Raw genomic sequence first — 24,539 nt, 5'->3', positions numbered from 1 at the left:
TTCAGGTAACTGTCAGAAATGACGGTATCGGCGGAGGAGTTGTTGTGCGGGGGAAACGGGAAATTCGTCAGTCGACGATCGTTTGAGCAGGCTCACCTCGCTGGAGAGTGAGCCGTACTCAGTATTGCCAAGGGCAGGTGTGCCCTCTACTCGTGATTCACCGCCACGCCCTTCAGATAGGGTGCAGGCTCTGCCCCGAGGTTTTCCAGCATGCGCGAGCTGTACCAGTCGACGAAGTTGACCACGCCGAACTCATAGGTTTTCGAATAAGGCCCGGGTTGATAGGCGGTAGAGTTAATGCCGCGCTGGTTTTCTTCGGCAAGACGGCGGTCCTGATCATTGGTGGCATCCCAGACCTGGCGCATGCGTTCCACGTCGTAGTCCACACCCTCGACTGCATCCTTGTGGACAATCCACTTGGTGGTGACCATGGTTTCCTGCGCACTGATCGGCCACACCGTGAATACGATGATGTGATCGCCCATGCAGTGGTTCCAGGAGTGCGGCAAATGCAGAATGCGCATCGAGCCGAGGTCCGGGTTCTGGATGCGGCCCATCAGTTTCTTGCAGCCAACCTTGCCGTCCAGAGTCATCGACACCGTGCCTTTGAGCAGCGGCATGCGCACGATACGGTTACGCAGGCCGAAACTGGCGTGGGCGTAGGGGATTTTCTCGGCGTCCCAGGCGGCGGCGGATGCGGCTACATGGTCCTTGAAGGCCTGATCGGCGCGCGGGTCTGTGACATCGTCCCATTCCAGCAGGGTTTTGAGCAGCTCAGGGTGCGAGCCACCGCAGTGATAGCACTCGCGGTTGTTCTCCAGCACCAGCTTCCAGTTGGCCTTTTCCATCAAGGTGGTTTGCACCGCCACCTTGGTGTTCTCCATATCATAGGGTTCCATGTAGTGCCGCAGCGTCGACAGGAACTCGTCGATGGCAGGCGGGTTCTCCGCCAGGCTGATGAAAATGTAACCGCCTGCGGTCTTGACGTGCACCGGCTTGAGGCCGAACTGCTTCATGTCGAAGTCGTCGCCCATTTCAGTGCCCGCATACAGCAGGCGGCCATCCAGCTCATAGGTCCACTGGTGGTAGTGGCAAACCAGTTTGGCGACCTTGCCTTTCTCGGCGGTGCACAGGCGCGAGCCGCGATGGCGGCATACGTTGTGGAACGCGTTGACTGCACCGTCCGGACCACGCACCACCAGGATCGGGTTCTTGCCGATCTGCAGCGTCAGGTAATTGCCCTTGGTCGGGATCTCGCACGTCATCCCGGCAATCAGCCACTCCTTGTGAAAGATTTCCTGCATGTCGATTTCAAACAGTCGGTCATCACTGTAAAAAGGCTGCGGCAGCGAGTAGGTGCGCTCGCGATTCTGCAGCATCTCGGCAGTGGCCTTGCGTGCAGGTTCCAGCGGATCGCCCAGGCTCAAGGTTGCGGTGACGTCCATCGATTAAATCCCTCATGACCGCGGCATGGGCGGCCTGCGAATGTGGCTGATACGGGTGTGATCGCGTTGCACGCATGACGATAGATCAGTCAATTATGCTCATGACCCTTGGTGGCGAGTGTGGAGCCGGGCGCTGAGTGAACCTTATCCATGGGCGACATGGCCGCATCCGTTCCCGACGCGACAGCCCTTGTTGTCCGGGGCTGGTCGCGGTAAGTACGTGAATGTCGTTGATAGGTAAATGGCCGCCTCGCGCGTTACGCAGAATCCGCAGCATGAGAGGCCGACAGTCGGCCGTGGAGATCGAGTATGTCGCAAAGTTTCCTGAGCCCGGTCACGACCCAGACATGGGCCAACGGTCGCCACCTGGTACGTGTCGTCAAAGTCATCCAGGAAACCTGGGATGTGCGCACTTTCTGCTTCATGGCCGACCAGCCGATCATGTTCTTTTTCAAGCCAGGGCAGTTCGTGACCCTGGAGCTGGAGATCGATGGTCTGCCGATCATGCGCTCTTACACCATCTCCAGCTCACCGTCGGTGCCCTACAGCTTTTCGATCACCGTCAAACGCGTACCGGGCGGCAAGGTCTCCAACTACCTGCACGACACACTCAGTGAGGGTCAGGAACTGGCCGTGCACGGGCCGGTCGGGCTGTTCAATGCCATCGATTTCCCCAACCCGAAGATTCTCTACCTTAGCGGTGGCGTCGGCATCACGCCGGTGATGTCCATGGCGCGCTGGTTCTATGACACCAACGCCAATGTCGACATGGTGTTTGTGCACAGCGCCCGCTCGCCCAAGGACATCATCTATCACCGTGAGCTGGAGCACATGGCATCGCGGATCGATAACTTCAGCCTGCATCTGGTCTGCGAAAAGCATGGGCTGGGTGAACCGTGGGCCGGTTATCGCGGCTACCTTAACCAGAAAATGCTTGAACTGATGGCCCCGGACTTCATGGACCGCGAGGTGTTCTGCTGCGGGCCGACGCCGTACATGGCGGCGGTCAAGCGACTGCTGCTGGAAAACGGCTTCAACATGGCGCAATACCATGAAGAGTCGTTCGGCGCGACACCGCCTGAGGCGCGGGCCGATGCAGTCGAGCAGGCTGAAATCGCAGCCGACGCGCCGGATGTCGACGCCGCCGACCTGCATCAGGTGGAATTCACCGACACCGGCAAGAGCATTCGCGTGGCCCCGGGCGAAACCGTCCACGCCGCCGCCGCCAAACTCGGCCTGATGATCCCCAAAGCCTGTGGTATGGGCATTTGCGGCACCTGCAAGGTCATGAAGCTGAGCGGCGAAGTGGAAATGGAGCACAACGGCGGTATCACCGACGAGGATGTTGCAGAGGGCTACATTCTGTCCTGCTGCAGCGTACCGAAGGGGGATGTGCGGATTGAGTATTGAGGCATTCGTCTCGTGTCTTTAGATTTAATGTGTTTCTGTATCATAAAGATGATTTACACAATGACCTCGAAGGGTAATCATCGGTTTTCTGTTTAGGGCATTGCGAGCTGCAATGCCGGTATTCCACAGGACGTGTGATGTTACAAAATAATCGTCACAATCTTGAGCTTGAGAAGCTGCAATTGGAATGTCGCAAGCTCGTTGCAGAAACGCGAAAGCTGTTGTCTGAAGACAAAAAACTGAAACGAGAGGCTTTCTGGTATCCGTTTCTGGTGGGCGCGGGACTTATAACTGCAGGTAGCGCAGTCCTCAAGCTGCTTGCTCCAAGCTGACCGACCGACGAGGAGTCCAGGCGATCTCTTGAAATTTGCGGGTGAACGGTTCAGATTGCTTTCATAGGGCTCGCGATAGGCCTGCACTATATTTTTACAGGACGAATCATGGATACCTTAACTTCAAAAGTTGATTCACCCGTAAGTCGTGAAATAGCCGATCTGGACGCACGCATGAATGCAAAGGAGTCGTTTGCATCGCGCATAGGCCTTTTGCCGTTCGCCACAGGAGCCCTGGCCGCGCTTGCCACATTGATTGCAGTGCAAGTCATTAGCCGCCTGTAGCGTTTCTTCCTTACTTCCCTCCTTCCTTCATCAGCAGCAGCCCTTGTATCCGGGCTGTTGCCTGTTCAAGACCGGACGCAGAGCGCCCGGAAGTGCATTCCGACGCTGAGCTTCGCACGATAGTCGAGATTATCGTTGCGCACGCTCCGGTGTCGGAATGCCTGTCGTGGCGCTCTGCGTCATACATCTGCGTCGCGCTGCGTAGTCAGGATTTAGCCGGGACTTCATGACCCACTGTGACTCTGCTTATAAGCCGCCAGCGCTGGCAGCAGTTGCTGGTCGATGGCCTGGCGGACGGCGGGGAGGAGGGTGGCACTGCCGGTCAGGAGTTGCTCTACCAGACGTCGCAGGGCTGTAGCGCGTTCGACGTTCAGGCCGCAAACGGCTTGCGCGCAGGCTTGTTCAGCGGTTGCGCCGCCGGGTGCTTCGAAGCCCAGGGCTCTGAGTTGGCCGAGCAGGTCTTCCTGGTCAATCAAATCTGCGTGCATCATGGCTTCTGTTCCTTTGATCGGGCTTTTTTCCGATTCTGGTAGGGCAGACTGCCAAGGGCAAGTCCTGTGCGTCGCACATGGCAGGATTGACTACAGGTACGTCGTTTTCAGTTCAGGTCATGCTATTCGATTTGCAGGTTTTCTATTGTGTCGTCGACCATGACCTTTGCCATGTCCACCAGGTGCATGATGGTGAGCGTCATGTCTCGCTGCGCGCCGGTCATGCTGTCGCTGAATTCAAAGGCGCTGGTTGCAGCACAGCGCAGCAGGTCGCTGGCATACATCAGCGCATCTTCATGGCTGACTTTGGGGCGGGCGTTGAAGAGGGATGGGTCGGGGACGATTTTCAGCATGTGATGTATCTCCTGGAGTTTTAGAAGACCATCACCGTCGGCTACTAAGCGAGGGTGGTGATCATGCGCAGGTAGTAGCCCGGTCCAGGAACCCCGGTGCATCCGAAGATGCCCCACGCACGACCACCATAAAAAATGCAGGCCGTGAAAGGGCACCTGCACAAGGTGGCGCAATGCGCCTGGATTTAACGAGGGCTACTAATCCTCATCGCTGAATATGCAGCGACGGGCGCAGAGTAGTGATCGAAATCGGCAGGCACAAGGGGGCGGGAGTTTCTCGGAAATTTCCTTCAAACGAAAGAGACGAGTCCCGCAAATTCGTTACAAATTCTTGTTCATTGCTCAGGTTTGCTAAACTGCGCAGCTTGCCAGGAGCTGCCATGAATTACCGTCACGCCTACCATGCCGGCAACCACGCCGACGTGTTCAAACACCTGACTCTGACTCGCTTGATCGCCCTCATGGCGCGCAAGGAGCAGCCGTTCGCCTATCTCGACACCCACGCGGGGTTGGGGTTATACGACCTCAAGGGCGATCAGGCCACCCGCACCGGAGAGTGGCTGGAAGGCATCGGCCGTCTTTGGGATGCACCGGATTTGCCCGCGCTGGCCTCCGATTACTTGCAAGTGCTGCACGACATGAACCCCGACGGCGAGCTGCGCTACTACCCCGGCTCGCCGGAGCTGGCCCGTCGCCTGACCCGCGAGCGCGAGCGTGTGCTGCTCAACGAGAAGCACCCCGAAGACGGGCGTCTGCTCAAGGAAAACATGAAGGGCGACCGCCGCGTGGCGGTGCATCTGGGGGAGGGCTGGCATGTGCCACGCGCCTTGCTGCCGGTGGCTGAAAAGCGTGCCGTGATGCTCATCGACCCGCCGTTCGAGCAGCTCGATGAAATGAAACGCTGCGCTGTAGCGCTCAAGGAAACCATCGGACGCATGCGTCAGACGGTGGCTGCTATCTGGTACCCGATCAAGGATACCCGCCTGCTGCGCCGCTTCTATCAGGACCTGGCCGAGACTGGCGCACCCAAGTTGTTGCGCGTCGAGCTGTTCGTCCACCCGCTGGACACCCCGGCCAGCCTCAACGGTTCAGGCCTGGCCATCGCCAACCCGCCGTGGGGCCTGGAAGAAGAGCTGCGTGAGCTGATGCCTTATCTGGCAGACAAACTGGGCCAGACCCAGGGCGGCTGGAAGATGGACTGGTTGATCGCCGAGTAATTGAACCAGTCGTGACCACTCTGAAGCCCGAAGGGTGCGAGAGGTTCAGGAGATAGCTCTTGTATTCCCAAACGCAGCAATGAATGAGCTTTTGTGGGAGCGAGCTTGCTCGCGAAAGGGCCAGTGCAGTCCTCGAAAACAGGGCGTTTGAACCATTGCCTTCGCGAGCAAGCTCGCTCCCACTTATCCTGCTAACAAGGCATCAGTCCCCTTTTCCTGCCAATCAGCCAGCTCAAGCTGGCAGACAAACTCCGGTACCACCAAGGCCGCAATAACCCTGAGGGTTCTTGGCCAGATATTGCTGGTGGTATGCCTCGGCAAAGTAGACCGTCGGAGCTTCTTCTATTTCAGTGGTAATTGCGCCTAGCCCGGCCTTGCTCAGTTCCGCCTGGAATTTTGCAGCGCTGGTCTTGGCGGCGTCGAGCTGTTCGGGAGTGGTGCAGTAGATCACCGAGCGGTACTGAGTACCGATGTCGTTACCCTGACGCATACCCTGGGTCGGGTTGTGCGCTTCCCAGAACACCTTGAGCAAAGACTTGTAGCTGATTTTCTCGGGCTCGTAGACAACCAGCACCACTTCAGTGTGGCCAGTCAGACCGGAGCAGACTTCTTCGTAAGTCGGGTTCGGGGTAAATCCGCCCGCATACCCCACGGCGGTGCTCACCACACCTTCCTGTTGCCACAGGCGGCGTTCTGCGCCCCAGAAGCAACCCAGGCCGAAGATGGCGAATTCCACATTGCTCGAAAACGGTCCCAGCAGCGGGTTGCCGTTGACGAAATGAGTTTCCGGAAGCGCCATAGGCGTTTCACGACCCGGCAGTGCTTGTTCGGCGGTGGGCAGTACGTTTTTGTTCACTAGAATTTCCGAGCGCAGAGTCATGAACCATATCCTCTCGTTTAGAGACAGGCAGCAGGGGCCAGGACAGATGAGCAGAGTTACATAGGTCCCGTTACACGCACAAACAAGTGCTGCCGTGTAATAACAGCCTGACAGTGTGCCCGAGAGAGCAGGGTGCAGGGAAGGTTGTCAGGCGGACGGACGACGCGGGTAGCGCTTCAGTTTCTCGATCAGCTCTTCGCCAGGGATAGGCTTGTCGAACAGATAGCCCTGGCCCACATCGCAACGATGACGGCGCAGGAACGCCAGCTGTGCAGCGGTTTCAATGCCTTCGGCGACCACTTTGAGCTTGAGGTTGTGGGCCATCGCGATGACCGCAGAGGTGATTTCCATGTCGTCTTCATCATCCGGAATATCGCGGATGAAGCTGCGATCGATCTTGATCACATCAATGGGGAATTTCTTCAGGTAGCTGAATGAGGAGTAACCGGTGCCGAAGTCATCCATGGCCAACGACAGGCCAAGCTTCTTCAGCGAGTCCAGCTGCTGGCGCGTGTCTTCGGTGGCTTCCAACAGCAGGCCTTCGGTCAGTTCCAGTTCCAGCAGCGAAGGATCCAGCTCTTCTTCTCTGAGGATAGCGGCAATCGATGACACCAGTTCGGGGTCGGAAAACTGCTTGGGTGACACGTTGATCGCCACCTGCAAATTGCCGAAACCAGCGGCGGTGAGGTCCTTGCTCATGCGGCAGGACTGGCGAGCGACCCACTTGCCGATGGGGATGATCAGGCCGGTTTCTTCCGCCACGCTGATGAACTGATCGGGGCGGATCATGCCTTTTTCAGGATGATTCCAGCGCAGCAGCGCTTCCATGCCCAGCAGACGACCGGTCAGCAGACACAGCTTGGGCTGGTAGAACACCTCCAGTTCGTTCTGGGTCAGGGCGCGGCGCAGGTTGTTTTCCACAAACAGCTTGTAACTGGCCTCGGCATTCAATGCTTCGGTAAACACCTGAACCTGATGTTTGCCGTTGGCTTTGGCCTTGTGCAGGGCCAGACCTGCGTTTTTCATCAGGGTCTGCGGGTCACGACCGTGCAGCGGCGCGCAGGCAAGGCCCACCGAGCCGGTGACGCTGATCAGCTGATTATCGACGAACATCGGCTTGTCCAGCGTGGCCAGTACCTGACTGGCGGTGGCCTGTCCGGCTTCCTGATCCGTGTTGTCGAGCAGAACGGCGAATTCGTTACTGGCAAAGCGCGCCAGCACGTCGGTCGGGCTCAGGGTGTTACGCAGGCGGCGCGCCAGACTGATCAGCAGTTTGTCGCCGGTCTGGTGGCCGAGGCTGTCGTTGATGCGCTTGAAGTTGTCGATGTCGACCAGCAACAGGCTCATCGGCGTGTCGGTGTCACGGGCAAAACGTTCGTCCAGGTTGCGGATGAAGGCCGGACGGTTGCCCAGATTGGTCAGGTTGTCAGTGTAGGCCAGGCGCTCGATACGCTGCTGGGCCAGCTTGCTCTGAGTGATGTCTTCATAGATGCCGATGTAGTGCGTCAGCTCGCGATTATCGCCATACACCTTGGAAATCGACAGCTGGCCCCAGTAGGGTTCGAGGTTCTTGCGTCGGCTTTTGAACTCGCCCTGCCAGCTGTTGCTGTTGGTCAGGCTGGAGTTGGCTTCCAGCAACAACTGGTTGAGGTTTTCCAGCGCAGGCAGTTCCGAGAGCTTGTGCCCGGAGACCTCATCGGAACTGTACTGCGTGATCGCCGTGAAGCTTGGGTTGACGTATTCGACCACGCCGTTGCAGTTGACCAGAAGAAAGGCGTTGGCGCTTTGTTCGACCGCACGCTGGAACAGGTGCAGCGCATTGGTCGCGGCCCGACGGTTGTGGTTGTTGATGACCTGGGCGAACTGGTCGGCCAACTCGCCAGCGAAGGCGATCTCGTCGGACTGCCACTCGCGTATCGAGCCGGACTGTTCCAGGCAGAGCACGCCAATGACCTGGCCATCGATACGAATACTCGCATCGAGGACCGCCTTGTCTTCTCCAGGCGTCAGGCTTTCGGCCATTTCGCGGGTGCGCGGGTCGGTCTGGATATTGCTGGCGTCAATCGCCCTGCTGGTATTAAGCGCTTGCAGATAGGTGGGGTAGGCGCTGATATCAATCGGAGTACGCGACTGATAGTCGCCGCTTTCGCGACGATAGTCGGTGATCGGCTCCAGACGCTTGTCGGTGAGGTTCCAGATACTGACATGATCGACGTCATAAATGTCGCAAGCGCTTTTGGTGATCAGCTTTGCCGCTTCCAGCAGGGTATTGGCTGTGGTGTAACGATGCCGGGTCAGGCGCAGGATCAGGTCCTGCTGGGCGCGCACGCGTTCCAGATGCGCAAACTGGTCACGCTGGGCGCGCTGGTTGAGTTCAAGGGCAATCTGCAGGCGCAGGTTGCGGGTTTCGAGATCGGAGTCAGTGGCGATCTCGCTTTCTGTGACAAGGCCATCGACGATCAGAAAATAACCACGCAGCAGATGACGATTGTGCTGCTTGTAGGCTTCGCCGATCTCCAGCAAACCAAGCGTACCCTTGGGGCTGTGCAGGGTGTAGCGAATCAGGTAATTCGGAGAAGAAGCCAGTTGCTGCTGGATGTCGTCATGCAGTTGATAACGTGCTTGCGGCTCCATGAGGCTGGCATAAGGGGATCCAATCAAGGCGCAAAGGTCGACGGCAGGCAGGCCGAACTGCTTTTCGCAATTCGGATCGAGAAACAATAGCGCCCAATTGGCTTCATTCAGCCGCTCGAAACGCAGCATGCCCAGGCGCGAAGGCACTGGCAATTGCGTCACTACCTCGGCTGCGGATCTACCGGCAGCATCGGTTTGGCTTTTCATGAACAAACTCGCTTCCGAAATACTAGTCGCGACGGGCGTAAACCCCACTTTCGCGTATGGCAAGGTTGCATGATGCGGCTCGTGCTTACAAGAGACCACAGTGGCTTAGTGCTATAAAAGTGTCGGCCGGTTGCCCAGGTTCTTCAATGTATCTGGTCGGATACTTGAAACTGCTCGTTTTTCGGGCAAAGTCCCTGTTTTAAAGGGGGATTTCGCCATGCAGGTTTGCTCTTGTCCAGAAGGGTTGTCAATCAGGTTGTCGCGGCCTTGGCCTCCTTCGCTGGCAACTGCAGGAAAATCCCGGCGGCAAACATGGCCAGAACTCCGACGCTCAGGAACGTCAGCTGGAAAGCCTCCAGCACGCTGCTGAGCTCGCCGGTGGCAACTTCTTCGCTGAAACCGCCCAGCAAGGCCGCAGCGCTTGCGACCCCAAGGCTCAGTGAGAGTTGGGCCACCACCGAGAGCAGGCTGTTGCCGCTTGCCGCGCTGGCATCGTCCAGATCGATCAGGGTGACGGTATTCATCGCTGTGAACTGCAAGGAGTTGACCGCGCCGAGCAGGCCCAGATGCACCAGCAAAACCCAGTACGGCGTCTGCACATCGACCAGTGCCAGGCTTGCCAGCAGGATGCCCAGCAGCAATGTGTTACCGGTCAGAATGAGGCGATAGCCCATATGCTCGATCAGCCAACGCGCTACCGTCTTGGCGAACATTCCTGCAGCTGCCAGCGGCAACATGCTCATGCCCGCCTCGGAGGGCGAATACCCCAGCGCCACTTGCAGCAGCAGCGGGATCAGGAACGGCAAGGCTCCGCTGCCCAGACGGGCGAACAGATTGCCCAGAATGCCAACGGCAAACGTGCGGGTGCGAAAAAGCGAAGGGGCAAACAATGGCGATTCAATGTGCCCGGCGCGTAGCCAGTAGGCTGCCAGGCAGCCCATCCCGACAAACAGCAGAAGCACCACGCGCATGTGTGGCAGGTTCAGCTCGCCCAGCCCCTCAAGGGCAATGGTGATCAGCACCATTGCCGCGCCAAACAGGATGAACCCGATACCGTCAAAACGCGTTCGACCGCCTCCGGGAAGGTCGGGGATGAAGTGTTTGACGGCATAGCAGCCGAGAATCCCGACCGGAATATTGAGCAGGAAAATCCAGTGCCAGCTCAGGTACTCGACCATCCAGCCGCCAAGCGTTGGCCCCAGCAACGGTCCCAGAAGACCGGGCACGGTGATAAAGCCCATGATCCGTACCAGCTCCGACCGCGGATACGCACGCAAGACGATCAGGCGTCCGATGGGCAGCATCAGCGCGCCACCCAGCCCCTGAATCACCCGCGCCGCCACCAGCACATTGAGCGACCAGGACAGCGCGCACAGCAGCGAGCCGAAGCTGAACAGCAAAATGGCGCTGAAGAAGATGCGCTTGATCCCGAAACGATCGGCAATCCAGCCCGAGGCCGGGATCAGCAGTGCGATGGTCAGCATGTAGGCGATAACCACCGACTGCATGCGCAGGGGGTCTTGAGCCAGCGAGCTGGCCATGGACGGCAGGGCGGTGTTGAGGATCGTGCCGTCCAGGCTTTGCATGAAGAACGCAATGGCGATGACCCAGGGCATCCAGCGCAGGGTCTTTTCATCCATGATTGGCGCTGCTGAGTTCGACATAAGCTCCTGCTACAAGGTTAGGGTGAGTCGGCTTATCAGAGCGCCGGGCAGTTGAATCGACCCCGTCTGGCGCTGAGTGTAGGTACTCGATTGAAGAATCAGTTCCCGCTCGCGAGTCAGGTCCTCCAGTGCGCTACCCAACAGGCTGTAGGCGCTGTCATCGAAACGCATGGTGCTGACCGGTGCGACGATCTTGCCGTCTTCGACCCAGAATGTTGCGAAACGTGTCATCCCGGTCAGACGTGCGGCAGCGCGATCCGAAAAGTTCAGGTACCACAGGTTGCTGATGTAAAGGCCTGTGCCTAGCTTTTCAAGGATCTGGTCCAGCTCCAGCGAGCCGCCGGCAATGCTCAACGCGCTTGGACCTTCGCCATAATCCGCGCCGTTGGCAGGCAGGTCGTACTCAGCGGCGCTGCTTGAGTCCACCAGTCGCTCGCGGGCCTGCCCGTTGACGATCAGCTTCAGGTCCTTGCGCGGGTAGCCTTCGCGCGAGAAGGCTGGCGAGAGCGAGCCACTGACTTGCTCGTCGAAGCTGATCAGCGGGCTGAAATGAGTCTCGCCGTCATACAGCCTTTGCAACGGGCTGCGCTTGCTGGCCACCGCTTGCGCGGAAAAGCCGCCCCAGCTGAGCATGCCAATGACTTCGTCCAGCGCCGCCGGAGCCAGATAGGCTCGGTATTGACCGGGCTTGAGGGTGTGCAGTGGGCGGCCGAGAAATTCGAGCTGCTCACGGGCCTGCTGAAAGCGTTGCACGAACGCTTCGTTGTTCCAGTCGTGACCTGCGTAATTGGCTTTCACCGCCTGGCCGTTTTCATGAAACAGGCTCCAGTCGAAATTGAAGCTGTTGGCCTGATGCCAGCCCAGCGCGCCCCACGAACTGGCGAAACCGCGGTACAGCGGGCCAGCCGCGTAAAAACCCACCAGATCGAGGTCGCCTGACAGTTGGCTGATCTGCTCGACCACTTTTGCACTGTCCGGCAGCGGTAAGTCCTGCACATTGCTGCTCTGCCAGGCCTGTATGTTAGGCAACAGATACGGGTCTTTCGCCAGCGAAGGCAGGGTTTCGCGCAACTGCTGCAAGGCGTTGGAAAGGCGTCGAGTGTCGGTCTCCTGATCTCCGGACAGGGTCACTTCCAGGTTGGCATGACGCCCGTTGTCGATCAGTTTGAAGGTCGCAATGACCTGCTGCACGCTCCCGGCCTGCCGAACATGGCCGTGGTTGAAACGAATGAAATCGGACGCTTCGGCGTCGTAGGCCAGGGTGAAGTGTTCCGTCGGGCTGATGGCAGCCTTGAGCACGGCGACCAGCGCCTCGAATTGCTGTTGGTGCGACATCAGGCATCCCCTCCAAACACATCGACATTGGCAAACACACACGCCGGAGAGGCATGGCCTACACGGATCACCTGATTGGGTTCGCCCTTGCCGCAGTTGGGCGTGCCCAGCACTTTGAAGGTGCTGGCGTCACCGACTGCGCTGAGGTTTTTCCAGAACTGTGCAGAAATCGCCCGATAGTTGGGGTTCTTCACCACGCCCTTGAGTTCACCGTTTTCAATCAATTGGCCCCATTCGCAGCCGAACTGGAACTTGTTGCGCGCGTCGTCGATGGACCAGGAGCGATTGCTCGACATCAGAATGCCGTGCTCGATGTTACCGATCAGGCCGTCCAGTGACTGGTCGCCCGGTTCGATGTTCAGGTTGGCCATGCGATCGATGGGCGCACGGTTCCAGCCGCAGGCGCGGCTGTTGGCGACCCCGTCCAGGCCGCTGCGGTATTGCGACAGTGCGCCGCCGAGCGGGCGTTGCAACAGGCCGTCACGAATCAGGAACTGTTTACTGGCGGCCGTGCCATCGTCGTCGTGCGCGTAGCTGGCCAGTTGTTCAGGAATGTCCGGGTCAAACGTCACGTTCAGCAGGCTGGAGCCGTATTGCAGGGTGCCGAAATCGGTCGTCTTGACGAAGCTGGTACCTGCGTAATTACGCTCGTCGCCGAGAATCCGGTCCAGTTCCAGCGGATGGCCGATGGACTCGTGAATCTGCAGCACCATCTGATCCGGCATCAGCAGCAGGTCGCGTGGGCCTGACGGTGTGTTGGGTGCGAGGATAAGCTGCAAGGCCTCATCGGCGACGTTGGCCGCAGAGCCGATCAGACCGCAACTGCTCAGCACTTCAAGACCGCCCTGTTGGCCGAAGTTGTCGCCGCCCAGGTTACGCGTCTGGCTGTCACGGCCATCGTAGGCGGTGACGCTCAGGCCCGGAAAAACGAAGCGCTGCGCCTGACGAAGCTCTGCGCCCGCGGTGTTCAGGTAAATCTGCTCAACCGTTTCCAGCCCCAGTACGGCCTGCCAGTTGACCAGCCGTTCGTCTTTCGGGACGGCGCTGGACTCGGCCATCAGCAGGCCGATGCAGTCGCTCAGTGGCGGGAAGGCTTGATCCATGTGCGGCGACAGATAGTCAGCCTTGGCGGTCGAGACAGCTTGATCGCTCAGGTTCAGCAACGCGTGTGGTGCCAGGCGACGTGCCAGCGCTTCGGCCTGCTGCAAGGCGGCTTGCAAACCCCGAAGGGAAATGTCGTTGGTGGCGGCGTAGGCTTCAACACCGTTCAGGCGCACGGTCAGCATTGCGCCCTCGTCGCTGCTCAGCGACGGTGGCTCGGCCACATTCTTGCGCACGCACAGGCGCTGGCCGGTGCGGTGCACGTAACGTACGGAAAAAAATTGCGCTTCACTCTGCAGAGCAGCGAAATGCTGCTTGAGCCGGGCGGAGAAATCGAACATGCAGACAAGCTCCTTCTTGAGGGTGGTCAGTGAAGTCCGGGCGGCCTTTTGAGCCGATTACCGTTGAGAGGGAGATTACCCTCCACGATTGCCAGGCTGCACCTGCAAGCTTTGAGCCAGACGCTTCAGCCCTGCATCACCAGCTTGATATCGGCGGCCAGTTCACGCACGCGCTCTTCTTCGGTGTCCCACGAGCACATAAAGCGTGCGCCGCCGTTGCCGATGAAGGTATAGAAACGCCAGCCCCTGGCGGTCAATGCTGCAATGGCCGGTTCCGACAATTGCAGAAACACGCCATTGGCCTGTACCGGAAACATCAGCTCCACGCCGGGAATATCCTTGACCAGTTCGGCCAGCAGTTGTGCGCAATGGTTGGCGTGGCGGGCGTGTTTGAGCCAGGCGTCGTTTTCCAGCAGCCCGACCCACGGCGCAGACAGAAAGCGCATTTTCGACGCCAGTTGCCCGGCCTGTTTGCAGCGGTAATCGAAGTCTTCAGCCAGGTCATGGTTGAAAAACAGGATGGCTTCACCCACCGCCATGCCGTTTTTCGTACCGCCGAAGCACAGCACATCGACACCGGATTTCCAGGTCAGTTCTGCCGGTGAGGCTTCCAGAAAGGCGCAGGCATTGGAGAAGCGGGCACCGTCCATGTGCAGATGCAGGCCCAGCTCCTTGCAGGTCGCACTGATTGCCTTGAGTTCTTCGGGCTGATAAACGCCGCCTACCTCGGTGGCCTGGGTCAGCGTCACGACGCGCGGTTTGGGGTAGTGAATATCCTGACGCTTGAGCGCCACTTCGCGAATCGACTCCGGGGTCAGCTTGCCGCCTGCGCTGCGTGCTGTCAGCAGTTTGGAGCCGTTGGAGAAAAACTCCGGCGCGCCGCATTCATCGGTTTCAACGTGAGCCGTTTCCGAACAGATGACACTGTGGTAACTCTGGCACAGCGATGACAGCGCCAGCGAGTTGGCCGCTGTGCCGTTGAAGGCAAAAAACACTTCGCAGTCGGTTTCGAACAGACGGCGGAAATCATCTGATGCGCGTGCAGTCCATTGATCGTCACCATAGGCACGTTGATGCCCCTTGTTCGCCTGCTCCATGGCTGCCCAGGCTTCAGGGCAGATACCGGAATAGTTGTCGCTGGCGAACTGTTGGCTTTGGTCTGTCATGGCCGATTCCTTATGGGCGATTATGGTGCGCACTGTAGCGACAATATAAGGTTCGGTCATGTATTGACTGCATGACGCAATTCCCCATTCAGGAGCGATATGGATCTGTCCAACCCGCCTTTTCTGCCCGGACGCAACAAGGCGCTGGACCTGCTCAAGTGGCTGGCGATGCTGAGCATGGTGCTCGATCATCTTCGCTATGTGGGCTGGTCAGTTGATTTTCTTTACGTGCCGGGGCGTTTCGCCTTTCCCTGGTTCTGTCTGGCAATTGCCGTAAACCTTTCCCGGCGCAGCGCAGCCATTCTGGCCCCGCGGGTGCAATGGCGCTATCTGGGCTGGCTGCTGGTATTCGCAGCGCTAGCAGAAATACCGTATCGGCTGTTCATGGCGGACGTGACCGTGCTGAACGTGATGCCGACCCTGTTGCTGGGGCTGCTGATTGCTCAAGGCTGGCAGCATCGCAACGTGACGACGCGGATCATGGCCATCGTGGCCCTGCTGTTTGGGGCGGTTTTTCAGCAACAATTGATGTTTGGTTTTGCTGGCGTGCTGCTGCCGCTGGTTTTTCTGTTGGTGCTGCAAAAGCGTCTTTGGTATTCGGTGTTTCCGGCAGTTTTCTGTCTCGCAGCCAATGCCTGGCCGCAGATGATTGCCGGCGCGAGCTGGGGCGACCCGATTTCCATTGGCTCGATAGCCGCCTGCCTGGTGGCACCTGCGCTGGGCATAGCGCTACTGCGCACCAAACCGAAGTTCGCAGTGATCCCGATGCGGCGCTGGGCCTATGCGATTTACCCGCTGCACTTTCTGGTATTGCTGGGTTTGCGGACGGCGTTGGAGCGTGGCTGAACGATAACTTCAACTATCGTGCGACGCTCCGCGTCGCATGCCGTTCCGGACGCTCTGCGCCCTCTTGCGAGGCAGAGCGTCACGAGCTGCATTCCGACGCTGGAGGTATCAGCTATTAGGCAGCAACCGGCAGGTAATGCTCTTGATGTAGCGCGTCTCGGCAATTGCCGGGTGTACCGGATGGTCCGGGCCCTGGCCGCCGCGTTCCAGTAGCTGGATGTTGCGGTCCAGATGGCGGGCGCTGGTCAGGAGGATGTTTTGCAGGTCGTCTTCCGGCAGGTGCATGGAGCAGGAAGCGCTGACCAGAATGCCGTCCTTGCTGAGCAGGCGCATAGCTTGCTCGTTCAGGCGGCGGTAAGCGCCTTCGCCGTTTTTCATGTCTTTCTTGCGTTTGATGAACGCAGGCGGGTCGGCAACGATCACGTCGAAACGCTCTTCACCGGCCTTCAGCTCTTTCAGCGCTTCAAAGACATCGCCTTCGATGCAGGTCATTTTTTCTGCGAAGCCATTCAGGGCTGCGTTGCGCTCTACGCCATCAAGGGCGAAGGACGATGCGTCGACGCAGGTCACGTCGCTGGCACCGAAGGCTGCTGCCTGAATTCCCCAGCCACCGATGTAGCTGTACAGGTCCAGCACACGCTTGCCTTTGACGTAGGGGGCAATGCGCGCGCGGTTCATGCGATGGTCGTAGAACCAGCCGGTCTTCTGCCCGGCCATCACCGGTGCTTCGAACTTCACGCCGTTTTCTTCCAGCGCAACCCATTCGGGAACCAGGCCGAACACGGTTTCGACGTAACGATTCAGGCCTTCCGCATCGCGCGCGGCTGAGTCGTTCTTGAACAGGATGCCGCTTGGCTTGATGACCTGAACCAGCGCGGCAATGATGTCTTCCTTGTGGTTTTCCATGGTGGCCGAGGCCAGCTGGACAACCAGAATGTCACCGAACCGATCCACCACCAGACCCGGCATCAGGTCTGAATCGCCGTAGACCAGGCGGTAGAAAGGCTTGTCGAACAGGCGCTCGCGCAGCGACAGCGCCACGTTCAGGCGATGGACCAGCAGAGACTTATCGAGCGGCAGCTTGATATCGCGCGACAGCAAGCGTGCGCAGATCAGGTTGTTGGGGCTCATGGCGACAATGCCCAGCGGCTTGCCGCCAGCAGCTTCGAGGATTGCCTGATCACCGGCTGCAAAACCATGCAGCGGGGTGGCGGCTACGTCGATTTCGTTGCTGTAGACCCACAAGTGACCGGCGCGCAGGCGGCGGTCGGCGTTGGCTTTGAGGCGCAAGCTAGGCAGGGACATGACGTCGCTCCTGAAAAAAGAGCGGGATTATAGCGCGTCATCCCGGTAGTGCGCCGGGATGACTACAATAATCGCAACCTGTTACGCCGACAGCGCTTCAATCAATTTGCTGTTGAAGGCCGGGATGTCATCAGGCTGACGACTGCTGATCAGCGTGCCGTCGGTGACAACTTCCTGATCAACCCACTTGGCGCCAGCGTTGACCAGGTCATCTTTCAGCGTCTTGAAGCTGGTCAGGGTCTTACCCTTCACCAGGCCTGCCGATATCAACAGCCAGCCGCCATGGCAGATAACCGCCACTGGTTTGCCGGAACCCTCAATATCCTTGACGAGCTTCTGGGCGTCAGTGTCTATGCGGATGGTGTCGGAGTTCTGTACGCCGCCTGGCAGAACTACGCCGTGGTAGTCGCTGGCGTTGGCCGCCTTGAATGTGCGATCAATCTTGAAATCATCGGCAGGCTTGTCGTGATTCCAGCCTTTGACCTGGCCTTCTTCGGTGGAAAGGATTTCCACGGTGGCACCTGCTTGCTCCAGCGCTTCTTTCGGACCGGTCAGTTCGACCTGTTCGAAACCGTCGGTTACAAGAATTGCGATGCGTTTGCCAGTCAGTGCTTTAGACATGGGATCCTCCAGTGTCGGGCTTTCAGGGTGGCGTCTGGCGGCCGTTTTGAGGCCGCTATATACGCCGTCAACACAAGGTCCGAAGCCTGGCATGTGGCAAAGTTCCGAGAATATCTTCGTCTCGGGTGATGGACCGTTTCCCCGCAAGGGGTCAGAATCCAGTCATTACGGTGAGTAAATTCCTATGTCCGAAGAGCTAAGCCCAGAACAGATCCAGCAAGCGTTGCAGGGCATCAGTGTGCCTCCGCAGCCGCAGATCATGGTGGATCTGCAGATGGAGCAGTACATGCCCGATCCGGACCTGGGTGTAATTGCGCGGTTGATTGCGCAAGATCCGGGGTTGTCCGGGGCGCTGCTGAAGATCGTCAACTCTGCGCACTATGGCCTGTCCAACAAGATCGCCTCGATTGACAAGGCTGTGAATCTGCTGGGCAGCCGTACCGTGATCAATCTGATCAACGCGCAGTCGATCAGGGGCGAGATGACCGATGAGACCATCGTCGCGCTCAACCGCTTCTGGGATACCGCGCAGGATGTCGCAATGACCAGTCTGACCCTGGCCAAGCGCATCGGCTCGCAGACTGTGGATGAATCCTACGCATTGGGCCTGTTCCATGACTGCGGTATTCCGCTGATGCTCAAGCGTTTCCCGAATTACATGCCGGTCCTTGAAGAAGCCTACGCCAACGCAGGGCCTGATTGTCGCATCGTCGATACTGAAAACGCCGCGTTCGATACCAACCACTCGGTGGTCGGCTATTACACGGCCAAGTCATGGCGCTTGCCTGCGCACGTGACTGACGCGATCGCCAATCATCACAACGCGTTGGCGATTTTTCAGGACGATACCAGTCGCAATGCCCCGCTCAAGAACCTCCTGGCGCCCCTGAAAATGGCTGAGCACATCTGCCAGTCCTACCAGGTACTGGGCAATCAGGACGAAGATCACGAATGGGAATGCATTGGTGCGCTGGTGCTGGACTACGTGGGCTTGTCCGAATATGACTTTGAATACCTGAGGGAAAGCATCCGCGAGCTGGGCGCACGTTGAGTCTGTGCGCTGGCTTGTCATCCCTGTAAAACCGAGTTATCCATGCCTGAATTACCCGAAGTAGAAACCACCCGTCGCGGCATTGCGCCCCATCTTGAAGGTCAGCGTGTCAGCCGCGTTATCGTGCGCGACAGCCGTTTGCGCTGGCCCATTCCCGAAGATTTGGACATCCGACTTTCCGGACAGCGCATTGTGCAGGTGGACCGGCGCGCCAAGTACCTACTGATTCAGGCCGAAGTGGGTACGCTGATCAGCCACTTGGGCATGTCGGGCAATCTGCGCCTCGTCGAGGCCGGGCTTCCGGCGCTCAAGCACGAGCATGTCGATATCGAACTGGAGTCCGGGCTGGCCTTGCGCTATACCGACCCGCGTCGATTCGGGGCGATGCTCTGGAGCCTTGATCCGCATAACCACGAATTGTTGATTCGTCTGGGGCCGGAGCCGCTGACCGATCTGTTCGACGGTGAGCGCCTTTACGAGCGCTCGCGCGGCAAGTCGATTGCGGTCAAACCGTTTGTCATGGACAACGCCGTGGTGGTCGGGGTGGGCAATATCTACGCGACCGAAGCGCTGTTCGCGGCAGGTATAGACCCGCGACGCGAAGCCAGAGGAATTTCACGGGCGCGTTATCTCAAGCTCGCCATCGAGATCAAGCGCATTCTGGCCTACGCTATAGAACGCGGCGGCACCACGCTGCGTGACTTCATCGGCGGCGACGGCAAGCCGGGGTATTTCCAGCAGGAATTGTTTGTCTACGGGCGTGGCGGCCAGCCATGCAAGGTCTGCGGTACAACGTTGCGTGAAATCAAGCTGGGGCAGCGCGCCAGTGTTTATTGTCCAAAATGCCAGCGCTGAAATACGAGAGGCGCAGAGCATAAGGCCACTTGCTTAAGCTGCACCCCTGTTTATAGTGATGGCACCTTAATTATTTGCTACGCCTGAAGGACCAAGCCATGAGCCCGTTTCGTATTCTTGCTGCCACGCTGGCGCTGTTTGTCGGCCTGCAGGCACTGCCTGCGATTGCCGCCGATGTCTCCACCGGCAGCGGCGATCCGGTCTACACCATTCAGAACCCGCCAGCGTTCGCGATGATCGGCGATCTGCTGATCGCCCGACCGCTGTTGATCGCGGCCACGGTCATCGGTACAGGGCTGTTCGTGATTGCTGCGCCTTTTGCAGCGGCAGGCGGCAACCTCGGCGCAACGGGCAAGGCGCTGGTGGTCGATCCGGGCAAGGCAGCTTTTGTGCGTTGCCTGGGTTGCACCGGTGACGGGTATGGCAAGCAGCAGTAAAGGCTGTATCAGGCTTTGCTGGTGATGATCCGGTACTTGTCCATCAGCTGTTCTTTGCTCTCGACGTGATTTTCATCCAGGGGGATGCAGTCGACCGGGCAAACCTGCTGGCATTGAGGCTCGTCGTAGTGACCCACACATTCGGTGCACAGGTTCGGGTTGATCACGTAGATCTCCTCGCCTTGTGAAATCGCCTCGTTTGGGCACTCGGGTTCGCAGACGTCGCAGTTGATGCAATCGTCAGTGATGATAAGGGACATGAATTGCTCCTGCCGCAGCCGACGCCGGGGCACATTAAAACCAATGCGGCGAATTGTGCCGCATTAGGCTTCGGGATGCACCTTCACATGCAGTGCGTCTAGCGCTTGAAGCGTTCGGTCAGCGCCTGAGCGACAGCAGGATGAACGAATTTGGTGATATCACCGCCCAACGCCGCGATTTCACGCACCAACGTCGAGGAAATGAACGAGTAGCGCTCTGAAGGTGTGAGGAACAGGCTTTCGACGTCCGGTGCCAGCTGACGATTCATGTTGGCCAACTGAAACTCGTACTCGAAGTCTGATACCGCGCGAAGGCCGCGCAGAAAGACGTTGGCATTCTGTTCCTTGGCAAAATGCGCGAGCAGCGTCGAGAAGCCGACGACTTCCACGTTGGGCAGGTGTTTGGTGACTTCGCGGGCCAGTTCGACGCGTTGTTCCAGAGGAAACAGCGGGTTTTTCTTCGGGCTGGCGGCAACCGCAATGACCACGTGGTCGAACAGGCGCGAGGCGCGCTCGACCAAATCTCCATGGCCCTTGGTAATCGGGTCGAAGGTGCCTGGGTACAACACTCGGTTCATCGCGTCGTCCTGGTCGGAGTCCGTTGTGGGACTCGGATGGTATCGCAGCCTTCCCGATGGGCCAAGCTGCGTAATAAGCGCCAAGCGTCGTATTGCGCCGATTATCGGCCATGTTTCAGCCCAAACCCCCGATTTTGGGGCTATTTACTGTGGTGCGGATGATGCTCGACGCGCAGCAATTGGCTAAGACACCTTGTGTTCAGCTTGCCTGCGTCGACTCGTCACTGGTGCTGCTTCGATTCTGCCACCATTGCGGCATCTGCCTGCGTTAAGATTGCCATCATCTGATTAGCACTTAGAGTGGCCTTGTCCGCATGGCAACCCGTACCAAAACCCGTGAACGCATCGTGCAAACCAGTCTGGAGCTGTTCAATCAGCAGGGCGAACGAAGCGTGACCACCAATCATATTGCTGCGCACATGGAAATCTCGCCCGGCAATCTCTATTACCACTTCGCCAACAAGCAGGTGATCATCGCCGAGCTGTTCACCGAGTATGAAACGCTGGTGGGCAGTTTTCTGACCCTGCCTGCCGACCGCCCGCCGACCATCGAAGACAAGCGCGATTATTTTCTGGCGATAATGGACGCCATGTGGCGCTACCGTTTTCTGCACCGCGACCTTGAGCATCTACTGACGTCGGATGCAGAGCTGGCGAGGCGTTACCGGCGCTTTTCGTATCGCTGCCTGATGCAGGCGATGACTATCTATCGGGGGTTTATCAAGGCTGGCATCCTGAAAATGGATGAATCGCAGATCGAATGGACCAGTCTCAACACCTGGATCGTTCTGACGTCGTGGGTGCGTTTTCTGTGCACCAACCGGGAAAACGCTACAGAGTTGAACGAATCAGCGATTCGACGTGGCGTCTATCAGGTACTTATGCTCGAATCTGTATTTGTCGCGCCTCAGGCTCGCGAAGCGTTCGACGCGCTATGCGAAACGTTTCACTCGACGTTGCCTGAGGTTCTGATGTGAATTTCAGAGCCGATGAGCGGCCCGCTTGTCGGTTCTCTGCCACAGGAGTGTGTCATGTCCATTGCGCAACTGATCAGCCCCGAGCAACTGGCTGCACGACAGAAAACCCCAGGTCTGGTGATTCTCGATTGCCGTTATGCGCTCGAAGATTCCGATTACGGTCAGCGCAGTTACGCCCAGGGGCGTATTGAGGGCGCGTCCTTTGCCGATCTGAAGCGCGACCTCAGCGGGCCAGCGATCAAAGGCAAAACAGGCCGCCACCCGCTGCCGGACCCGGAAGTCTTGTTACAGTGTTTTCAGGCATGGGGCATCAGCGCTGACAGCGATATCGTGCTGTATGACGACGGACCTGGAATGTATGCCGCGCGCGCCTGGTGGTTGCTGGCCTGGATGGGCAAGCGCGAAGGCGTGTACCTGCTCGATGGCGGGCTGAAAGCCTGGCACGCTGCCGGATTGCCGTTGAGCCTCGACGCGCCGAATCGTGAGCCAGGCAGTTTCAGCGGTGAGCCGGACATGTCGATGGTGCTCAGCGGCAGTCGCTTGCATGGCCGCCTCGGTCGCCCGGAAATGACCTTGATCGACGCCCGTGCCGAAGCGCGCTTCCGAGGTGACGTAGAGCCTCTTGACCCCGTCGCCGGGCATATTCCCGGTGCTCAGTGTGCGGCCTGCACCGATAACCTCGGCCCGGATGGACGCTTTTTGCCACCTGAGCAGCTCAGGCAGCGTTTTGCCGAAAAACTGCAGGGTCGTCCGCCGGAAAGTCTGGTGTCTTATTGCGGATCAGGCGTCACGGCCTGCCATAACCTGTTCGCCCTTTGTCTGGCCGGATACCCGCTGGCAACGCTTTATGCGGGCTCGTGGAGCGAGTGGATCAACGATCCTGAGCATGAAATCGCCACGGGCGCCGCTTGATCCGTCGTCAGCCTGATCAGGCGTTTTCGCGCTGATGTGCAGCGCTTAGCCAAAGCGGGATGCGGCGCTCAAGGTAATAGCCCGGATTGCGCAGCGAGCCGTCGACGAAACCGACATGCCCGCCTTTGGCGTGTAGCTCGAACTCGGTGCAGGACGACAGCTCGCTCGGTTCGGGGAGGCTGTGGGGGAACACGAACGGGTCGTCGCTGGACTGGATGATCAGCGTCGGCGTCTGAATCTGCCCCAGATAGTAGCGGCTGGATGCCCTGCGGTAGTAATCCGTGGCGTCGGAAAAACCATGCAGCGGTGCAGTCACCCGTCCATCGAAGTCCCAGAACGTTCGCATGTTCTCCAGTGAGCCCAGCGCGGCGAGTTCGGCCAGCCCCTCGCTGATGCCTTCATGCTGGAAGCGATGCTGCTTGTCACGGATATACGCCAGCATTTCGCGCATGAAGTGCCGTTGATAAACCCTGGAGAACCCTTGGCCGATGCGGTTGGCGCATTCGTCCAGCCGAAACGGCACTGACACCGCCACCGCTCCCCGAAGATCACTGCTAGCGCCGGATTCACCCAAGTACTTGAGCAACACATTGCCGCCCAGCGAATACCCCGCCGCATAAATCGGAGCCAGTGGCCGCAGCGAACGCAAATGAGCGATCACCTCGGCCAGATCCTCGCTGGCTCCCGAGTGATAGCTGCGCGACAGCAGGTTCGGCTCTCCCGAGCACCCGCGCCAGTTCAGCGCCACACTGGGCCAGCCCTGCGCCGCCATGGCCTTTTGCAGACCGGCTACATACGGCGAATTGGACGACCCGGTCAGGCCGTGCAGTACAAGAACCAGGGGTTTATCGGGCTCATCCGGACCATGCCAGTCCATGTCCAGAAAATCCCCATCCTTCAACCACAACCGCTCGCGAGTGCGCGCCAGCAACGTCGGCCTGCGCAGCAGCGGCCCCCACAGCGTCTGCAAATGCGGATTGCCCATGCCGACGGCCGGGATGAATGGATTGGCATGGGACAGAAAGGTAGGGCGTGTGGACACGTGCTTGCTCAACGATCGGTGCAGTGACTGAAGCTGTACGTTGCCATTAAGTGGACCGGGATGTAAGGGGAGATTCAAGTAGCGTGGTGGCGTGTCCCCGTGATGCGTTGCTAACCTTGACCCGCTCTGACGTAAGGCTCGATTGGCGGCTGCTCGCGACGCTCGGCCTGCCACAGGTCGTGATCAGCCTGAATGCTCAGCCAAAGACGCGCGCTGCTGATGCCCGCCCGCTCAAGCCTTACTGCCAGGTCAGGACTCACAGGTGCAAGCCCATTCAGTATTTCTGAAAGGGTCTCTTTGGCAAAGCCCAGATGACTGGCGAACTCCGAAACGGTGGTCTGCAGACCAGGAATCACCTCTTCAAGCAGGATTTCACCCGGATGTGGGGGGTTATGCATTTCCACAGGGACCTCCGCTCAGTGGTAATCCAGATAATCGACCAGCTCGACATCTGTCTCTAGGAAACGAAAAATAATACGCCAGTTGGCGTTTACAGTTATTGACCAGAACCCTTCCAGTTCTCCCCTGAGGGGGTGAAGCCGCCAGCCGGGTATATTGATGTTAGCTGGCACTTTCGCTCGATTCAGAACCATCAGGACATGTGCGATACGTCTTGAATGATCTGCCCTGATTCCGCTTGTAGAGCCGGTTTCAAAAAAAATCCTGAGACCTTTGTGTCTCCAGCTGACGATCAAGCTGTGATTGTGATGCGGCACATCACACTCCGCAATCGCCATTTTGCTGTCCTGTTTTCTTTGTTCATAACTTTCCTTCATGCACGCAGAGGCCATGCA

At 58.6% G+C, this 24,539-nt stretch carries 26 protein-coding genes; 10 read left to right on the top strand and 16 right to left on the bottom strand.

Going from position 1 to position 24,539, the window contains the following annotated elements:
• Nucleotides 1-146 precede the first annotated feature (146 nt).
• On the bottom strand, nt 147-1,445 hold the full coding sequence (gene gbcA / locus KP808_RS23750; RefSeq protein WP_002555658.1) for a glycine-betaine demethylase subunit GbcA: 1,299 nt from the start codon (nt 1,443-1,445) through the stop codon (nt 147-149).
• A 309-nt stretch (nt 1,446-1,754) separates the two neighbouring features.
• Here gbcA and gbcB point away from each other — a divergent pair, with 309 nt between their 5' ends.
• The 3 genes from gbcB (at nt 1,755) to KP808_RS23735 (ending at nt 3,472) form a co-directional block, all read left to right on the top strand.
• Complete coding sequence (gene gbcB, locus KP808_RS23745) at nt 1,755-2,855, top strand: glycine-betaine demethylase subunit GbcB (protein ID WP_005758176.1); 1,101 nt, start codon at nt 1,755-1,757, stop codon at nt 2,853-2,855.
• 137 nt (nt 2,856-2,992) lie between these two features.
• Complete coding sequence (locus KP808_RS23740; RefSeq protein ID WP_058408330.1) at nt 2,993-3,187, top strand: hypothetical protein; 195 nt, start codon at nt 2,993-2,995, stop codon at nt 3,185-3,187.
• Nucleotides 3,188-3,295: 108 nt separating this feature from the next.
• Nucleotides 3,296-3,472 (top strand): hypothetical protein, encoded by a 177-nt coding sequence (locus tag KP808_RS23735; RefSeq protein ID WP_160329158.1) that lies wholly within the window; start codon nt 3,296-3,298, stop codon nt 3,470-3,472.
• 224 nt (nt 3,473-3,696) lie between these two features.
• On the opposite strand, the gene KP808_RS23730 is transcribed toward KP808_RS23735, so the two are convergent.
• Nucleotides 3,697-3,963 carry a hypothetical protein gene (locus KP808_RS23730; protein ID WP_058408329.1) on the bottom strand — a complete coding sequence of 89 codons (267 nt, stop codon included), beginning with the start codon at nt 3,961-3,963 and terminating at the stop codon, nt 3,697-3,699.
• A 122-nt stretch (nt 3,964-4,085) separates the two neighbouring features.
• Nucleotides 4,086-4,316, bottom strand: a complete 231-nt coding sequence (locus KP808_RS23725; RefSeq protein WP_230017044.1) for a DUF6124 family protein — start codon at nt 4,314-4,316, stop codon at nt 4,086-4,088.
• Between the two features lie 380 nt (nt 4,317-4,696).
• On the opposite strand from KP808_RS23725, the gene KP808_RS23720 reads away from it, so the two are divergent.
• Nucleotides 4,697-5,533, top strand: a complete 837-nt coding sequence (locus KP808_RS23720; protein ID WP_230017043.1) for a 23S rRNA (adenine(2030)-N(6))-methyltransferase RlmJ — start codon at nt 4,697-4,699, stop codon at nt 5,531-5,533.
• A 232-nt stretch (nt 5,534-5,765) separates the two neighbouring features.
• On the opposite strand, the gene msrA is transcribed toward KP808_RS23720, so the two are convergent.
• The 6 genes from msrA to KP808_RS23690 form a co-directional block, all read right to left on the bottom strand.
• Nucleotides 5,766-6,413 carry a peptide-methionine (S)-S-oxide reductase MsrA gene (msrA, locus tag KP808_RS23715; protein ID WP_230017042.1) on the bottom strand — a complete coding sequence of 216 codons (648 nt, stop codon included), beginning with the start codon at nt 6,411-6,413 and terminating at the stop codon, nt 5,766-5,768.
• A gap of 147 nt (nt 6,414-6,560) precedes the next feature.
• Nucleotides 6,561-9,254 (bottom strand): sensor domain-containing phosphodiesterase, encoded by a 2,694-nt coding sequence (locus KP808_RS23710; protein WP_230017041.1) that lies wholly within the window; start codon nt 9,252-9,254, stop codon nt 6,561-6,563.
• Between the two features lie 251 nt (nt 9,255-9,505).
• Complete coding sequence (gene mdtD, locus KP808_RS23705) at nt 9,506-10,918, bottom strand: multidrug transporter subunit MdtD (protein ID WP_058401179.1); 1,413 nt, start codon at nt 10,916-10,918, stop codon at nt 9,506-9,508.
• A gap of 9 nt (nt 10,919-10,927) precedes the next feature.
• Entirely contained in the window at nt 10,928-12,253 is a 1,326-nt protein-coding gene (locus KP808_RS23700) for a TldD/PmbA family protein (RefSeq protein WP_230017040.1), read from the bottom strand.
• Nucleotides 12,253-13,695: a TldD/PmbA family protein gene (locus tag KP808_RS23695; RefSeq protein ID WP_230017039.1), complete on the bottom strand. Its 1,443-nt coding sequence runs from the start codon at nt 13,693-13,695 to the stop codon at nt 12,253-12,255. The genes KP808_RS23700 and KP808_RS23695 overlap by 1 nt, the downstream gene beginning before the upstream one ends.
• Nucleotides 13,696-13,820: 125 nt before the next feature.
• On the bottom strand, nt 13,821-14,861 hold the full coding sequence (locus KP808_RS23690; RefSeq protein ID WP_058408322.1) for a threonine aldolase family protein: 1,041 nt from the start codon (nt 14,859-14,861) through the stop codon (nt 13,821-13,823).
• Nucleotides 14,862-14,960: 99 nt separating this feature from the next.
• Between KP808_RS23690 and KP808_RS23685 the strand changes: the two genes are divergently transcribed.
• The gene (locus KP808_RS23685; RefSeq protein WP_230017038.1) at nt 14,961-15,707 is read left to right on the top strand and encodes a TraX family protein; all 747 of its coding nucleotides are present in this window, start codon (nt 14,961-14,963) and stop codon (nt 15,705-15,707) included.
• Between the two features lie 108 nt (nt 15,708-15,815).
• Here KP808_RS23685 and KP808_RS23680 read toward each other — a convergent pair whose 3' ends face one another.
• Nucleotides 15,816-17,012 (bottom strand): class I SAM-dependent rRNA methyltransferase, encoded by a 1,197-nt coding sequence (locus KP808_RS23680; protein WP_005744093.1) that lies wholly within the window; start codon nt 17,010-17,012, stop codon nt 15,816-15,818.
• Nucleotides 17,013-17,093: 81 nt separating this feature from the next.
• Nucleotides 17,094-17,633: a type 1 glutamine amidotransferase domain-containing protein gene (locus KP808_RS23675; protein WP_005735018.1), complete on the bottom strand. Its 540-nt coding sequence runs from the start codon at nt 17,631-17,633 to the stop codon at nt 17,094-17,096.
• Between the two features lie 238 nt (nt 17,634-17,871).
• On the opposite strand from KP808_RS23675, the gene KP808_RS23670 reads away from it, so the two are divergent.
• The 3 genes from KP808_RS23670 to KP808_RS23660 all read left to right on the top strand — a co-directional run bounded on the left by KP808_RS23670 (nt 17,872) and on the right by KP808_RS23660 (nt 19,976).
• Complete coding sequence (locus tag KP808_RS23670; protein WP_172680529.1) at nt 17,872-18,684, top strand: HDOD domain-containing protein; 813 nt, start codon at nt 17,872-17,874, stop codon at nt 18,682-18,684.
• 42 nt (nt 18,685-18,726) lie between these two features.
• On the top strand, nt 18,727-19,539 hold the full coding sequence (mutM, locus tag KP808_RS23665) for a bifunctional DNA-formamidopyrimidine glycosylase/DNA-(apurinic or apyrimidinic site) lyase (RefSeq protein ID WP_058408319.1): 813 nt from the start codon (nt 18,727-18,729) through the stop codon (nt 19,537-19,539).
• Nucleotides 19,540-19,637: 98 nt separating this feature from the next.
• A complete protein-coding gene (locus tag KP808_RS23660) occupies nt 19,638-19,976 on the top strand; it encodes a hypothetical protein (RefSeq protein WP_004663352.1) in 339 nt (112 codons plus the stop codon).
• 8 nt (nt 19,977-19,984) lie between these two features.
• Here KP808_RS23660 and KP808_RS23655 read toward each other — a convergent pair whose 3' ends face one another.
• The gene (locus KP808_RS23655; protein ID WP_003316325.1) at nt 19,985-20,236 is read right to left on the bottom strand and encodes a YfhL family 4Fe-4S dicluster ferredoxin; all 252 of its coding nucleotides are present in this window, start codon (nt 20,234-20,236) and stop codon (nt 19,985-19,987) included.
• Nucleotides 20,237-20,334: 98 nt separating this feature from the next.
• Entirely contained in the window at nt 20,335-20,814 is a 480-nt protein-coding gene (coaD, locus tag KP808_RS23650) for a pantetheine-phosphate adenylyltransferase (protein ID WP_002555639.1), read from the bottom strand.
• A 314-nt stretch (nt 20,815-21,128) separates the two neighbouring features.
• Here coaD and KP808_RS23645 point away from each other — a divergent pair, with 314 nt between their 5' ends.
• Both KP808_RS23645 and KP808_RS23640 read left to right on the top strand, forming a co-directional pair.
• Complete coding sequence (locus tag KP808_RS23645; protein WP_005744091.1) at nt 21,129-21,791, top strand: TetR/AcrR family transcriptional regulator; 663 nt, start codon at nt 21,129-21,131, stop codon at nt 21,789-21,791.
• A gap of 54 nt (nt 21,792-21,845) precedes the next feature.
• On the top strand, nt 21,846-22,703 hold the full coding sequence (locus KP808_RS23640; RefSeq protein ID WP_058401185.1) for a sulfurtransferase: 858 nt from the start codon (nt 21,846-21,848) through the stop codon (nt 22,701-22,703).
• A gap of 16 nt (nt 22,704-22,719) precedes the next feature.
• Here KP808_RS23640 and KP808_RS23635 read toward each other — a convergent pair whose 3' ends face one another.
• From KP808_RS23635 to KP808_RS23625, 3 genes are all read right to left on the bottom strand, one after another.
• Nucleotides 22,720-23,745: a hydrolase gene (locus tag KP808_RS23635; protein WP_230017037.1), complete on the bottom strand. Its 1,026-nt coding sequence runs from the start codon at nt 23,743-23,745 to the stop codon at nt 22,720-22,722.
• Between the two features lie 110 nt (nt 23,746-23,855).
• Nucleotides 23,856-24,149: a HigA family addiction module antitoxin gene (locus tag KP808_RS23630; protein ID WP_058401186.1), complete on the bottom strand. Its 294-nt coding sequence runs from the start codon at nt 24,147-24,149 to the stop codon at nt 23,856-23,858.
• Between the two features lie 12 nt (nt 24,150-24,161).
• The gene (locus KP808_RS23625) at nt 24,162-24,440 is read right to left on the bottom strand and encodes a type II toxin-antitoxin system RelE/ParE family toxin (RefSeq protein WP_058401209.1); all 279 of its coding nucleotides are present in this window, start codon (nt 24,438-24,440) and stop codon (nt 24,162-24,164) included.
• Between the last annotated feature and the right edge of the window lie 99 nt (nt 24,441-24,539).

Source organism: Pseudomonas savastanoi, assembly GCF_020917325.1.
GTDB lineage: Bacteria > Pseudomonadota > Gammaproteobacteria > Pseudomonadales > Pseudomonadaceae > Aquipseudomonas > Aquipseudomonas amygdali.
This window is presented reverse-complemented; position numbering and strand designations above follow the sequence as displayed.